The 12954-nt window shown below is 75.2% G+C and carries 11 protein-coding genes; 2 read left to right on the top strand and 9 right to left on the bottom strand.

Features of this window, described 5'->3' with window-relative positions:
* Window positions 1-60 precede the first annotated feature (60 nt).
* Complete coding sequence (locus tag FHU30_RS38450) at window positions 61-1065, top strand: sensor histidine kinase (protein ID WP_253882505.1); 1005 nt, start codon at window positions 61-63, stop codon at window positions 1063-1065.
* On the opposite strand, the gene FHU30_RS38445 is transcribed toward FHU30_RS38450, so the two are convergent.
* On the bottom strand, window positions 1062-3539 hold the full coding sequence (locus tag FHU30_RS38445) for a protein kinase domain-containing protein (RefSeq protein WP_253882504.1): 2478 nt from the start codon (window positions 3537-3539) through the stop codon (window positions 1062-1064). The two genes, FHU30_RS38450 and FHU30_RS38445, sit on opposite strands and share 4 nt — an antisense overlap.
* 153 nt (window positions 3540-3692) lie before the next feature.
* A complete protein-coding gene (locus FHU30_RS38440) occupies window positions 3693-4340 on the bottom strand; it encodes an RNA polymerase sigma factor (RefSeq protein WP_253882503.1) in 648 nt (215 codons plus the stop codon).
* A 397-nt stretch (window positions 4341-4737) separates the two neighbouring features.
* Between FHU30_RS38440 and FHU30_RS38435 the strand changes: the two genes are divergently transcribed.
* Window positions 4738-7065 (top strand): LuxR C-terminal-related transcriptional regulator, encoded by a 2328-nt coding sequence (locus FHU30_RS38435; protein ID WP_253882502.1) that lies wholly within the window; start codon window positions 4738-4740, stop codon window positions 7063-7065.
* A 41-nt stretch (window positions 7066-7106) separates the two neighbouring features.
* Here FHU30_RS38435 and FHU30_RS38430 read toward each other — a convergent pair whose 3' ends face one another.
* From FHU30_RS38430 to FHU30_RS38400, 7 genes are read right to left on the bottom strand one after another with little or no spacing between them, the layout of a single operon-like run.
* Window positions 7107-8138: a M20/M25/M40 family metallo-hydrolase gene (locus FHU30_RS38430; RefSeq protein ID WP_253882501.1), complete on the bottom strand. Its 1032-nt coding sequence runs from the start codon at window positions 8136-8138 to the stop codon at window positions 7107-7109.
* A gap of 60 nt (window positions 8139-8198) precedes the next feature.
* On the bottom strand, window positions 8199-9002 hold the full coding sequence (locus FHU30_RS38425) for a [LysW]-aminoadipate kinase (RefSeq protein ID WP_253882500.1): 804 nt from the start codon (window positions 9000-9002) through the stop codon (window positions 8199-8201).
* Between the two features lie 13 nt (window positions 9003-9015).
* Window positions 9016-10032, bottom strand: a complete 1017-nt coding sequence (argC, locus tag FHU30_RS38420; protein ID WP_253882499.1) for an N-acetyl-gamma-glutamyl-phosphate reductase — start codon at window positions 10030-10032, stop codon at window positions 9016-9018.
* Complete coding sequence (gene lysX, locus FHU30_RS38415) at window positions 10029-10943, bottom strand: lysine biosynthesis protein LysX (RefSeq protein WP_253882498.1); 915 nt, start codon at window positions 10941-10943, stop codon at window positions 10029-10031. Before lysX ends, argC begins: the two co-directional genes overlap by 4 nt.
* Window positions 10940-11107 carry a lysine biosynthesis protein LysW gene (gene lysW / locus FHU30_RS38410; RefSeq protein WP_253882497.1) on the bottom strand — a complete coding sequence of 56 codons (168 nt, stop codon included), beginning with the start codon at window positions 11105-11107 and terminating at the stop codon, window positions 10940-10942. Before lysW ends, lysX begins: the two co-directional genes overlap by 4 nt.
* On the bottom strand, window positions 11082-12116 hold the full coding sequence (locus FHU30_RS38405; RefSeq protein WP_253882496.1) for a transketolase family protein: 1035 nt from the start codon (window positions 12114-12116) through the stop codon (window positions 11082-11084). The genes lysW and FHU30_RS38405 overlap by 26 nt, the downstream gene beginning before the upstream one ends.
* Window positions 12113-12937, bottom strand: coding sequence for a transketolase (locus FHU30_RS38400; protein ID WP_253882495.1), 825 nt, complete (start codon window positions 12935-12937; stop codon window positions 12113-12115). Before FHU30_RS38400 ends, FHU30_RS38405 begins: the two co-directional genes overlap by 4 nt.
* Window positions 12938-12954 lie beyond the last annotated feature (17 nt).

Here is a 12954-nt window from a genome sequence, read left to right as displayed (position 1 = left end):
CGGTCAGCACGCAGGGCGCCGGGCCTCCGGCGGGGAATCCTGCCTGGTATGGGGGGACTTGTGCGTGGATCGCGGGATCCGGCCCGACCGCCCCTCGGCGCCACGCGCCGGCGGCTGCTCGCGCTGACCGTCCCGGTGACGGCGGTCCTCGCGATCGCCGCCGCGCTGACGCTCGGCCTCCTAAGCCCGAACCCGGCCCTCGGGACGGCGCTGGGCCTGCTCGGCGCGCTGGCCGTGGTCGCGCTGGTGGCCTACGCGACGGTCCGGATCTGCGGGCGCGCTCTCCGTCCGGTCGCCGCGATGCGCAACGCCCTCGCCGCCGCGGACGAGGTGGACCTGACCGCCAGGCTGCGCGTCCCGGCGACCGGCGACGAGATCGAGGCGCTCGGCCGCGCCGCGAACGCGTGGGCCGACCAGGTGCAGCGCGTCGTGGAGCGCGAGCGCCGCTTCGTCGCCGACGCCTCGCACGACCTGCGCGGCCCGATCACCGGCCTGGTCACCCGGCTGGAGGACGCCGCCGCCGAGGACCCCGCGCCGGTGCTGCGCGCGCTGCTCGCCGACGCGCTGCGGCTCGGCGAGATCGTCGACGACCTGCTGGAGCTGACCCGGCTGGACGCGGGCGCCGAGGCGACGGTCAACTCGGTCGACCTGTCCCGGCTGGTCGCTGAGGAGGTCGCCCGCGTCCCCGCCGGCCTCGCCGTGACCACCGACCTCGCGCCCGGCGCGGTCGTGCTCGCCTCCCGGATCCGGCTGGCCCGCGTCCTGGGGAACCTGCTGGCCAACGCCGCCCGGCATGCCCGCAACGTCCACGTCAGCGTCACCGTCCGGCCGCCGCACGCCTTCCTGGAGGTCGTCGACGACGGCCCCGGCATCGACCCCGCCGAGGCCGAGCGGGTCTTCGAGCGCTTCGTCCGCCTGGACGACGCCCGCCGCCGCGACCCAGGCGGCAGCGGCCTCGGCCTCCCCATAGCCCGCCAGATCGCCCGCCGCTACGGCGGCGACCTCTACGCCGCCGACCACAAGGGCGGCGCCCACTTCGTCCTCACCCTCCCCCTAGCCGACTAACCCGCATGTCCCCGAACGGTCACCCGGGGCCGCTCGTCCCGCTCACCCGCGGAACCGGACGAACCCCGCCCGGACGCCGACGCCCGCGCATGCCGAGCCTCGCCACCACCATTCGACTGCGCCGCCTCCGAACCCGACGGCGACGCACCAGCCCGCTGCGAACGCCCCGAGACCGTCCCGACCTCACGCCGCTCCACCCGCCCAGAAGCCCGCCCATCGGCCGCGGGAGCCGTCGGACGTCCCCCACGAGCAGGAACCCTCGCATCGCTGGCTTTCTGGACGCGTTCGGTCGCCTGAACGTTCACGGACTTCCGACCGCCCGCAGGCCGCCGGCCACTGACCACGGAAGGCTGCGCGCCCATGGATCGCCCATCGGGCGCGGAAGCCTGTGCGCTCCCGGGCTTCCCATCGGCCGCGGGAGCCGTCGCGCCCGCCGGACGTCCGTCACGGGTAGGAAGCCGCGTATCGCTGGGCTGCTGCGAGTGTGCGGGTGCCTGGGCATTCACGGTCTGCCCGCCGGGCGCGGGAGGTTGCGCGCTCGCGGGCTGTCCGCTGGGTGCGGGTGCCGTCGCGCTCGTGGGACGTCCGTCATGGGCAGGAACGCGCGTGTCGCTGGGCTGCTGTGCGCGTGCGGACGCCTGAACGTTCACGGGCCGCCCGCCGGGCGCGGAAGGCCACGCGCTCAGGGGCTGCCCGCTGGGTGCAGGGGCCTGTGCGCTCCGGGGCTGCCCGTTGGGCGCCGAAGGCGTCGCGCTCGTGGGACGTCCGTCATGGGCAGGAACGCGCGTGCCGCTGGGCTGCTGGACGCGCGCGTGCGCCTGAACGTTCACGGATTGCCTGCCAGTCGCGGGAGGCTGTGCGCTCGTGGGCTGCCCGGTGGGTGCGGGGGCCGTCGCGGTCGTGGGACGTCCGTTACGAGCAGGAAGCCGCGTATCGCTGGGCTGCCGTGCGCGCGCGTGCGCCTGAACGTTCACGGGTTGCCCGCCGGTCGCGGGAGGCTGTGCGCTCGCGGGCTGCCCGGTGGGTGCGGGGGCCGTCGCCGTCGTGGGACGTCCGTCACGGGTAGGAAGCCGCGTGTCTCTGGGCTGCTGTGCGCGTGCGGGCGCCTGAACGTTCACGGGTTGCCCGGCGGGTGCGGGTGGCTGCGCGGTTACGGGGGGCCCGGCGGGCGCGGTTGGTGGGTGTCCGCCATGAGTAGGGACCTTTGTGGCGCTGGGCTGTTGGGCTTGCGCGGGAGGTTGGACGGTCACGGGGGGCCCGCTAGGTGCGTGACTTGCGTTGATGGGGTTGGCGGCCGGGGCGGGGGCTTTGGCGGTTGGGGGATTTGTGCCGGTGCGGGGCGCCGTTGCGCTTGCGGGGCGCTGGGGGGACGCGGGCATGTTGGCGGGGGGATTGGGGGCGGTGCGTGGGGTGGTGGGGGCGGGTGGGGTTGTGGGGGCTTGGGGGGATGCTGAGGGTTGTGAGGTGGTGGGGTGTAGGGCGGTGGCGGCGCCGATGGCTAGGCCGATGGCGGTGACGGCTGCCAGGGATTTGGGGGTGGCTAGGCGCTTGAGGGCGCGGGGTCTCGTTCGGGTGGTTGCGGTGCCTGGCGCGGTGCTGGCGCCGGGGGCGATGGCTCCGACGATGCTGATGAAGGCGAGTCCGGACAGCAGTGCGATGCCGCGCTGCTCCCAGCCGAGGCCGTAGCGGCGGACGGCGCACTCCTCCAGCTCGCGGAGGAACTCCCACGCGGTGGCCGGACGGTCGGCAGGGGCCTTGGCCATGCCGCGGTCCACCAGCTCGCGCACCTCCGGCGGGACCTCGGCCGCCGGGACGGCTCCGGAGATGTGCAGGTCCCGCAGTGCGGCGAACTCGTCGTCCGCGTAAGGGCGGCGGCCGGTGAGGCATTCGAAGAAGACGGCGGTCGCCGCGTAGACGTCGGTGGCCGGGACGGCGGGCGTGCCCTGCCACTGCTCGGGGGCCATGTAGGCGGGGGTGCCCGCCGGAAGCTCCTCGGCCGCGCTGCGGACGGCGATGCCGAAGTCCACGAGCTTGCTCGTCCCGTCCTTGGTGACCAGGACGTTCGCGGGCTTGTAGTCGCGGTGGACGATGTCGCGCTCGTGCGCCTCGGCCAGCGCGAGCAGCGAGCCCTTCAGGGTGGCCAGCGCCGCGAGGACGGGCAGCGGCCCCTCGCGCCGGAGCAGGTCGGCGAGGGACAGGCCGTCCACGAAATCCATGACGATCGCGGCGCCCTCGGACGACTCGACATAGCGGTGCAGCCGCGTGATGTGCGCGTGCCGGAGGTCGGCGAGCAGCGCCGCCTCGCGCCGGAACCGCGCCCGGAACCCGGCGTCGGCCAGCAGCCGCCCGTCGAGGTACTTGATCGCGACCGGCTTCCCGGAGGACGTCTCCACCGCGAGCTCCACCCGCCCGGTGCCGCCGGTCCCGAGGTTCCGCATCCGCCGGTACCCGGGCACCGTCCATTCGGCTGCCACGCGCTTCCTCCCCTCGGCCGGACCTGAACGAAATTCACAAACCTGGAGAGGATAAAAAGCGGCGGCGACGAATGTCAATTAGCCATTTCGTGTGGTCAATGGCGAGTCAAAAGAGTGAAGATTTATTTTGCGGAAATGGAATGGCCGGGCGGTTCAGGCCGAAGGTGCGGAGGGGTCGTCCGGCGCGCTCGCCGCTCGGTAGGCGCGGCGCAGCCCCTCGCGGGCGCGGAAGGACAGCTGCGTCACCGCGCCCGGCTTCAGGCCCAGCGTTCCCGCCACCTCGCGGACGCCCTCGTCCTCGATCACCGTGTGCCACAGGACGACCTGCCACCGGTGCGGCAGCGACCGGAACGCGCGCACCACCGTCACCCGCTCGGCCGCGTCGGCGATCCCGCCGGCGGACGCGGCGTCGGCGCCCGGCGACTCGTCGGCCCAGGTGCCGACCTTGTCGGTGACCACCGTCCGCCGGGCCTTGCGTGCCCAGTCCACGGCCGCGTTGCGGACCACCGCGTACAGGTAGGGCCGCAGGCCCGTGACCGGGCCGCCGCCCGAGCGCAGGGCGGCCAGCGTCCGCGCGAACGCCTCGCTGGTCAGGTCCTGGGCGGTGTGCTCGTCGTGGACGAGCCCGTACGCGTACGCCAGGACGGCCCGGTGGTGCCGCGCGAACAGCTCGGCTGAGGCGCCCGCGTCGCCCGCCCGCGCGGCCGCGACCAGATCGGCGTCCGGCAGACCTCTGGCGCTCCGCGCCGGTTCGTCCGCTGCGGGCCCTCTGGCTCGCGGCGCGCATCTCTCCATTTGCATCGCCATCCCTCCCGCCGCCAAGGCGGCAGGACCCGTCGGCGGCGGGCCCGCCCACCCGGGTCCGCTCGCCCGGGACCGGTGTGACGCAGGTCATGACGGTCCCGTGGTCCGAGCACGGTAGACGCGCCCTGACCAGGGGCGCAACCGTAGAACTGACGAACCGGACACGCAGCGGTGACTACGTAGATCTGCCGATGGCGCGGACCGCCGGTCCGGGGCATGCTTCTGGCCCGCCCGCCCTTCGCCGGTCGCGGTCGCCTGGCGGTCGGTCGCGCCGTCCACTACCGTGAACCCGCGTCACGACCGAGCGGGTGGTGCTGATGGGGACGACAGGACGGGCCGGGAGGGCGTCCGGGGCGCCCGCGCGCGGCCCGCGGTCATGATCACGCCGCCGCCGGTGGCGGTGACCAGCTTCGTCGGCCGCGAGCGGGAGACCGCCGAGGTGCGGCGGCTGCTCAGCACGTCCCGGCTGGTCACGCTGACCGGGCCGGGCGGTGTCGGCAAGACCCGCCTGGCCGCGCGGGTCGCCGAGCGGGAGGCACGGACGTTCCCGGGCGGCGTGGCGTTCGTCGAGCTGGCCGAGCTGCGCGACGCGGCGCTGGTGCCGCACCTGGTCGCCGATCGGCTCGGGCTGCGGCACCTGGGGGACGCGCCGGTCTCCCGCGCCATCGCCGACCACCTGCGCGACCGCGCGACGCTGGTCGTGCTGGACAACTGCGAGCACCTGATCGACGCCTGTGCCGAGCTGGCGGCCGCGCTGCTGACCGGCACCCGCCGCGCGGTGCTGCTCGCGACCAGCCGGCAGACGCTCCAGGTTCCGGGGGAGTGGGTGGTGCCGGTCGAGCCGCTGCCGATCGAGGACGCCGTCCGGCTGTTCCGCGAGCGAGCGGCGGCCGTGTGGCCCGGCTCGGTCGACGCGTCCGCGCCACCGGACGGCCCCGGCCGCGGTCCCGGCGCCGGCCCCGGACCCGCGGACGACCAGCGCGTCCTGACCGAGCTGTGCCTGCGGCTCGACGGCCTGCCGCTCGCGATCGAGATGGCGGCGGCCCGCGTCCGCTCGCTGTCGCCGGAGCAGATCACCGACCGCCTGGCGGACCGGTTCCGGCTGCTGACCTCCGGGCCGCGCACGGTGCCGCCGCGCCAGCGGACGCTCCGCGCCACCCTGGACTGGAGCTTCGAGCTGTGCACGCCGCAGGAGCGGCGGGCCTGGGCGCGGCTGTCGGTGTTCGCCGGCTCGTTCGGCCTGGACGCCGCCGAGCGCGTGTGCGCCGACCCGGAACCCGCCGGAGCGGACGGCATCGACGCCGGGGACGTCCTCGCGCTGATCGACAGCCTGCTGGACAAGTCGGTGCTCGTCCGCCGCGAGCAGGCGGGCGGGGTGCGGTACCGGATGCTGCAGACCGTCCGCGAGTACGGGCGCGAGCGGCTGTGCCGGGACGGCGAGGAGGACCGCGTCGCCGGGCTGCACCGGCAGTGGTACGACGAGCTGACCGAGGAGGCCGAGCGGGACTGGGTGAGCGACCGGCAGCTGGAGCTGGTCGGCCGGCTCCGCGAGGAGCTCCCGGACCTGCGGGCGGCGCTCGCGCGGTCGCTCTCCCGGCCGGACGAGGCCGGGGCCGCGCTGCGCATGGCGGCCCGCCTGCCGGAGTTCTGGCTGCTGCGCGGGCTGCCCGGGGAGGCGCGGACCTGGCTCGAACGGGCCCTCGCCGCCGCGCCGCCGGGCGACCCGGACCGGGCGCTCGCGCTGTGCCGCTGCGCCCTCTACGTCCTCTGGCAGGGCGACCTGGAGAAGGTGGAGAACCTGCTGGTCCAGGCGGAGAGCCTCGTGCCGGACGGATCGCCCGTGACCGGGAGCATCGCGCACGTCCGCGCGTTCGCGGCACTCCTGACGGCACAGCCCGGGACCGTGGCGCTGGCCGACACGGCCTGCGCGATCTTCCGCGAACACGGCTACCTGCGTGACGAGCTGCATCCGCTGTTCGTGCACGGCGTCGCGGTCGCGTACATGGACGGCGACCCGGTGGCCGCGCGCAGGTCGCTGGTGCGGATGAACGAGGTCTGCACCGCCGCCGGGGACCTGTTCTACCAGGCGATGTCGCTGTTCGGGCGGGCCATCGTCGAGGTCGAGTTCGGCGACGCCGGGACGGCCCGGGAGGCCGCCACCGCCGCTCTCCGCCTGGATCTCCAGACCGGCGACGAGCACGGCCTCGCCTACCGGCTGGACGCCCTGGCCTGGGTCGCCGACCGGCAGGGCGAGCACGTCCGCGCCGCGACCCTGTTCGGGATCTCCGACGCGTTCTGGGACCGGATCGGCACCACGGCCGACTTCGCGGCGGGCCTGCCGCACCAGGTGCACATCGGCCGCTGCCGGGAGGCCCTCGGCGACGCCCGCTTCGAGCAGGCGTTCGCCACCGGACGGGCCATGTCCCGCGACGACGCCCTGCACTTCGCGCTCACCGAGCCTGAGCCGACCGCCGCCGGGACCGCCGACGCATACGCCGGTTCCGGCGATCCGGAGCCCGCGACCGCGCTGACCGACCGCGAGCGGCAGATCGCCGGGTTCGTCGCCGAGGGCCTCACCAGCCGGGCCATCGCGGAGAAACTGACGATCTCCACCCGGACGGTCGACACGCACGTCCAGAACATCCTGACCAAGACCGGCTTCGGGAACCGCGCGCAGATCGCCGCCTGGATCGTCCGCGGCGACCAGCAGCCGACGCGCTGACCGGCAGCCGACGCGCTGACCGGCAGCCGATCCGCTGACGGTCAGAGCGTCGCGGCCAGCTCGTCGAGCGTCGCGGTGAGGACGTCCACGCCCTTCAGGAACTCGGCGATGGTGATGTGCTCGTCGTCGCCGTGGTCGAGCGACCCGTCCCCCGGCCCGTAGGCGGCCATGGGCATCGTCCAGTGCGGCGCGACGGTGTTCATGTCGGACGTCCCGGTCTTGAGCGTCGGCCGCGGCTCGCCGCCGTGCCGCCGGATCGCGGCCGAGACCGCCCGCACCATGGGATCGGAACGCGGGCTGCGCACCGCCGGAACATCCCGGACGATCGTGACGTCGCCCCCATGCGCGCGTCCGCGCAACCGCTCGGCGAACGCCGCGACGTCGTAACCGACGGGGATGCGGCAGTCGATGTCCAGCCGCGCCTCGACCGCGTCCCCGTGCATGCCGCGCAACGTGGCGGCAGGCAGCCCGAACGCGCCGTGGTCGCGTTCCGGGCCGAGCGCCTCCAGCAGGTCGTGCCAGAACGCCAGCGCCACTTCGGTCGCCTTGGCGGCGGGGTTGGTGGAGTGCGTCGCGGGCCGGGTCACCCGGTAGCCGATGTCGATCTTGCCCTTGTAGCCGAGCACCACCCGCGACCAGCCGCTCGGCTCGCCGACCAGCAGCGCGTCCGGCGCCGGGAGGGTACGGGCCAGGTGCTCGCCGCCGCGCGACAGCCGCTCCTCCTCGACCGCGCCGACCACCCGGACCGTCCCGGGGAAGGACGGCCGCGCCGCCGCCGCGCTGATCATCGCGGCGAGCGGGCCCTTGGCGTCCACCGCGCCCCGCCCCACCAGCCGGTCGCCGTCGCGGCGCGCGGGCAGCGGCCGGTCCACGGTGTCCAGGTGGCTGAGCAGCATGACCAGCGGGCCGTTCCCCGCGCCGATGTCGCCGATCACGTTTCCGGCCTCGTCGCGGCGCGCGGCGAAGCCGAGGCCGTCCATGGCCTTCTCCAGGAACCGCGCCAGCTCGTCCTCCCGGCCGGACGGCGAGGGGATGGCCAGCATCTCGTGCAGCAGGTCGACCGGGGTGCTCATGTGCCCTCCGCGCTCATCGGATCCGGTGCCCGTCTGGTCCCGCGCCCATCCGGTCCCGGCTCATGCGATCTCCAGGGTGGTGCCGGCGCCGCCGAGGGCGGCCGTGACCGGACGGGGGAGCCGCCCGTCGCAGACCGCCACCCGCGGGACGCCGCCGAGCAGCGCCTCCCGGGCGGCGACCAGCTTGCGGTGCATGCCGCCGCTCGCCGCGTGCGGCACCGGCCCCTCGCGCGGCAGCGCGCAGCGGCCGAGCAGGCTGCCCGGATCGGACGCGTCGCGCAGCACGCCCGGCGCCGAGGTCAGCAGGACGAGCCGCTCCGCGCCGAGCGCGGCCGCGACCGCCGCCGCGGCCCGGTCGGCGTCCACGTTCACCGGCGCGCCGTCCTCGCCGGTCGCGGGCGGCGACACCACCGGCACGAACCCGGCGCCGAGCAGGACGCGCAGCACCTCGGGACGCACCCCGGTGATGCGTCCGCTGTGGTCGTCGCGGACGACGACCGTCCGCCCGTCGTCCAGCACGGCCCGCTGCGCCGCCTTGCGCCTGGCCTGCAGCAGCCCGCCGTCCAGCCCGGTCAGCCCCACGGCCGGGACGCCGCTGCCGGCCAGCTCGCGCAGCAGCCGCGGTTTGGCCCGTCCGGTGAGGGCGAGCGTGACGACGTCGAGCATCGCCGGATCGGTGTGCCGGCTGGTCACGCCGCTGGGGGACAGGAGCGTCCGCGCGGGCACGCCCAACTCTGCGGACAGCCGCTCGATCTCCGGTGCGCCGCCGTGCACAAGCACGACCTCACCGGCACGCCCCGCGAGATCGGCGCACACCGGCCTGGCCGGGACGGCGCCGCCGCACTTGACCACCATCACGCCCATCGGCCGACGCCCATCAGATCGGGTGCAGGCCGGGGAACCCCAGGCCCAGGGTCTCGGGCTGGCCGGTCCGGAGATTGAGGCACTGCACCGCCGCGCCCGCCCCGCCCTTGACCAGGTTGTCCAGCGCGGCGATCGCGGTGATCCGGTCGCCGTCCACGGCGAACCCGACGTCGCAGTAGTTCGACCCGGACAGCAGCTTCGGATCGGGCAGCCGGTGCGTGCCGCGCCGATGCGCGACGATCCGGACGAACGGCTCGTCCGCATAAAGGTCGCGGTAGGCGCGCCGGACGGTCCGCTCGTCCGCCTTCCCGGTCGCATGGGTCGCATGGCAGACGACCTGCACACCGCGCACCGCCTCGACACCGGTCGCGCTCATCCGGGCGTTGAGCCCGGTCAACCTGGACACCTCCGCCTCGTGCCGGTGCCCCACCGGAGCGAAAACGCGCATCGCGCCGCTGCGTTCGGCGTGCAGGTTGCCGTCCCCGGCGAGGGCGCCCGAGCCGCTGGACCCGGTACGGCCGTCGATCTGCACGTCCGGCTCGACCAGCCCGGCGAGCGGACGCAGCGCCAGGATCGCCGCGGTGGCCATGCACCCCGGAACGCTGATCAGATCCGCCGTTCGAAGCTCGTCCCGGTACAGTTCGGGAATGCCGGGAACGAACGCGCCGAGCAGCTCCGGCGCGGCGTGCGCGACGCCGTAGTAGCGCTCGTACACCGCCGGGTCGGGCAGCCGGAAGTCGCCCGACAGGTCGATGACGGTTCCGGCCCGCTCCCGCAGCCCCGGGATTAGGGTCATGGTCGTGCGGTGCGGCGTCGCGGTGAACAGCACATCGCACGCGGCCGGCTCGTCCGGGGGACTGAACACCAGCTCGGTCTGCGCGCGCAGGTTCGGATGGACGGAGTCGACGCGGCGTCCCGGGAAGCGCGTCGAGACGGCCTGCACGACCTCCACGCCCGGATGCCCGGTCAGCAGCCGCAGCAGCTCGCCGCCCAGGTACCCGGCCGCGCCCATGACGGCGACCCGGATCACCGCACCTCCCGCCGTGCCGGCGCGCCGTCGTCATGGATCAGGCTGAGGACGTGGGAGACGATCGCGTCCGCGACGTCCAGCGAGTCGCCGTGCGCGGCCTGGAGGCTCTGGAACTCCACGGCGTGGTTGACCTCCAGCACCAGCGGCCCGTCCGGCCCTTCGACCAGGTCCACGCCCAGCACGCCGCCGCCGACCGCCTGCGCCGCCGCGAGCGCGAGCTCGGCCAGCTCGGGATCGAGCGGGCACGGTTCGGAGCGGGCGCCGCGTGCGGCGTTGGTGCGCCAGCCGTCCGCGTACCGGTAGGACGCGCCGACCACGTCCTCCCCGGCGACGATGACGCGGATGTCGCGTCCCGGCTTGTCGACGAGTTCTTGCAGGTAGACGATGTGCTGCTGCGGCGAGGGCAGCGCGGCGCGGTGCTCCATCAGGGCCTCGGCGGCGTCCCGGTCGCGGGCCACCGCCACCATCCGCCCCCAGGACCCGGAGAGCGGCTTGACCACCACCGGGAAGCCGAGCCGCTCGGCCGCCTCGACGCCCTCCTCGGGCGTGAGCGCGACCGCCGTCCGCGGCACCGGCAGCCCGGCACGTTCCAACGCCAGCGACGTGCGCAGCTTGTCGCCGCACACCCCGATCACCTCGGACCGGTTGACCGTTGGGACGTCCCACGACTCCAGCAGCAGCGACGCGTACAGCCCGCGGCTCTGCGAGATCTCCCGGTTCAGCGCCGCCGCGTAGGGCGGCCCGTCCCGGGACGGCCCGTCCCGGGACGGGCCGTCCGGCATGCGGCCCAGCTCGGCGCCGAACCGGCGGGTGTCGAGGTGGACGTACGGCACCCCGCGGCGTTCCAGGGCGGCGAAGAGCAGCTTCTCCTCGTGCCGCACCCGGGAGGCCGGCACGGCCAGCGGCCTCACTCGCCCCAGTCCTCCTCGATCTCGGGGGCGAGCGCGAGCGCGACCGGTTCCAGGCCGACCACCTCCAGCTCGCTGGAGCAGTCGGCGCACTGGGCGATCTCGCTCAGCCGCACCGGCTCGGCCAGCTCGACGGGGCCCTCACACTCGGGACAGGTCCGGGTCATCCGTGCCACCTCCAGGGAATCGGCCGATCAGGCCGGTCGCCGCCGCGGCGACGGCCGCCGCGGTGATGCCGTACCGCTCGATCAGGTCGTGCTGCCCCCCGGCCCGTCCGGCGAACGCGTCGGGCATCCCGACGCGCGCGACCCGGGCGGGCGCGTGCTCGGCGAGCGTCTCGGCGACCGCGCCGCCGAGCCCCCCGGACCGCCAGTGCTCCTCCACCGTGACCGCCCCCGCGGTCCCCGCGACCGCCTCGACGACGGCGGCCGTGTCGAGCGGGCGCAGCGTGTGCAGGTTGAGCACGGTCGCCCGCACGCCCCGCGCCGCCAGCCGGTCGGCCGCGCCGAGCGCCGCCAGCACCGGATGCGGCCCGCACGCGATGATCGCGACGTCGCCGCCGCTGCGCAGCCGCTGCGCCCGGCCGATCTCGAACGCGCCGCCGCCGACGTCCGGGGTGGCCTTGCGCCCGAGCCGGACGTACAGCGGGCCGGGCAGGTCCGCGGCCTGCCGGACCGCGGCCTCGGCCTGCGCCGCGTCCGCCGGGACGACCACGGTGAGGCCGGGCAGCGTCCGCGTGATCGCCAGGTCTTCCAGCGCGTGGTGGGTCGGGCCGAGATGGCCCGCGGCCAGGCCGCCGTGCGTGGCAACGATCCGCACCGGCAGCGCGTTGTAGACGATGTCGATCTTGACGGCCTCCAGCGCGCGCGTGGTCGCGAAGGTGGCCATGGTCGTGACGAACGGGACCTTGCCGCTCGCGGCCAGGCCCGCGGCCGTCCCCATCAGCGCCTGCTCGGCGATGCCGAGGTTGAGGTAGCGGCCGGGGACGGCGGCGAACGCCTCGGGGTCGAACAGCCCGGTGTCGCTGTCGAGGCAGTACAGCCGGTCGTCGGCGAGCATCAGCTCGGGCAGGACGTCGCGGAACGCCTCGCGCGCCGACCGCGGCTTCGCCTCCTCCCGCTGAGGCGGCCGCTCCGTTCCCAGGCTGGGCGTGCTCGTGCGGGGTTCGGGAGTCACGACACCGCCCTCCGGTGCCGGGCGCGCAGGACGGCCAGGGCGCGTTCGGCCTGGCGTCCGCCCAGCGTCGCGTAATGCGACCGGGGACGGCCCTCAAGCGACGGCAGCCCGCGCCCCTTGACCGTGTGCGCGATCACCACGACCGGACGGTCCGACTCCGCGGGCGCGAGCGCCGCGCGCAGGGCGCCGAAGTCGTGCCCGTCCGCCTCGCGGACCGTCCAGCCGAAGCTCCGCCAGCGGTCCGCCAGCGGTTCCAGCGCGACGGTGTCCTCGGTCGGCCCGGTAAGCTGGAGCCGGTTCCGGTCGATGACCGCGGTCAGGTTGCCCAGGCCGAGGGACGCGGCGGTCATCGCCGCCTCCCACACCGACCCTTCCTGCAACTCGCCGTCGCCCATCACCGCGAAGCAGCGCCGAGACGGATCGGCCAGGGCGAAGCCGGTCGCGAGCGCGAGCCCGTGACCGAGCGAGCCCGTCGGCATCTCCACCCCGGGGACGTCCCGGATCGGGTGGCCCATCAGCCGGCTGCCCGGACGCGCGTACTCGGCCAGCTCCCCGACGGGGAAGAACCCGCGCTCGGCCAGCACCGCGTACAGGCAGATCGCGCCGTGCCCCTTGCTGAGGATGAGCACGTCGCGTTCGGGCGCGTCCGGCCGCTCCGGGTCGTTCCGCAGCACCTCGAAGTACAGCAGGCTGAGGATCTCCACCAGCGACATCGACCCGCCGAGGTGCCCGCCCTCGGGCCCCGCGCACATGCCGACGATGTGCTCGCGGACGCGATGCGCCGTCGCCGCCAGATCGGCGGCCGAAACCTCGGGATCCACCGCCGCCGCCACCCCGG

The sequence above is a fragment of the Actinomadura rupiterrae genome, assembly GCF_024172125.1.
Taxonomy (GTDB): domain Bacteria; phylum Actinomycetota; class Actinomycetes; order Streptosporangiales; family Streptosporangiaceae; genus Spirillospora; species Spirillospora rupiterrae.
The sequence above is the reverse complement of the archived record's forward strand: the minus strand, read 5'-3'. Positions and strand labels throughout refer to the sequence as shown.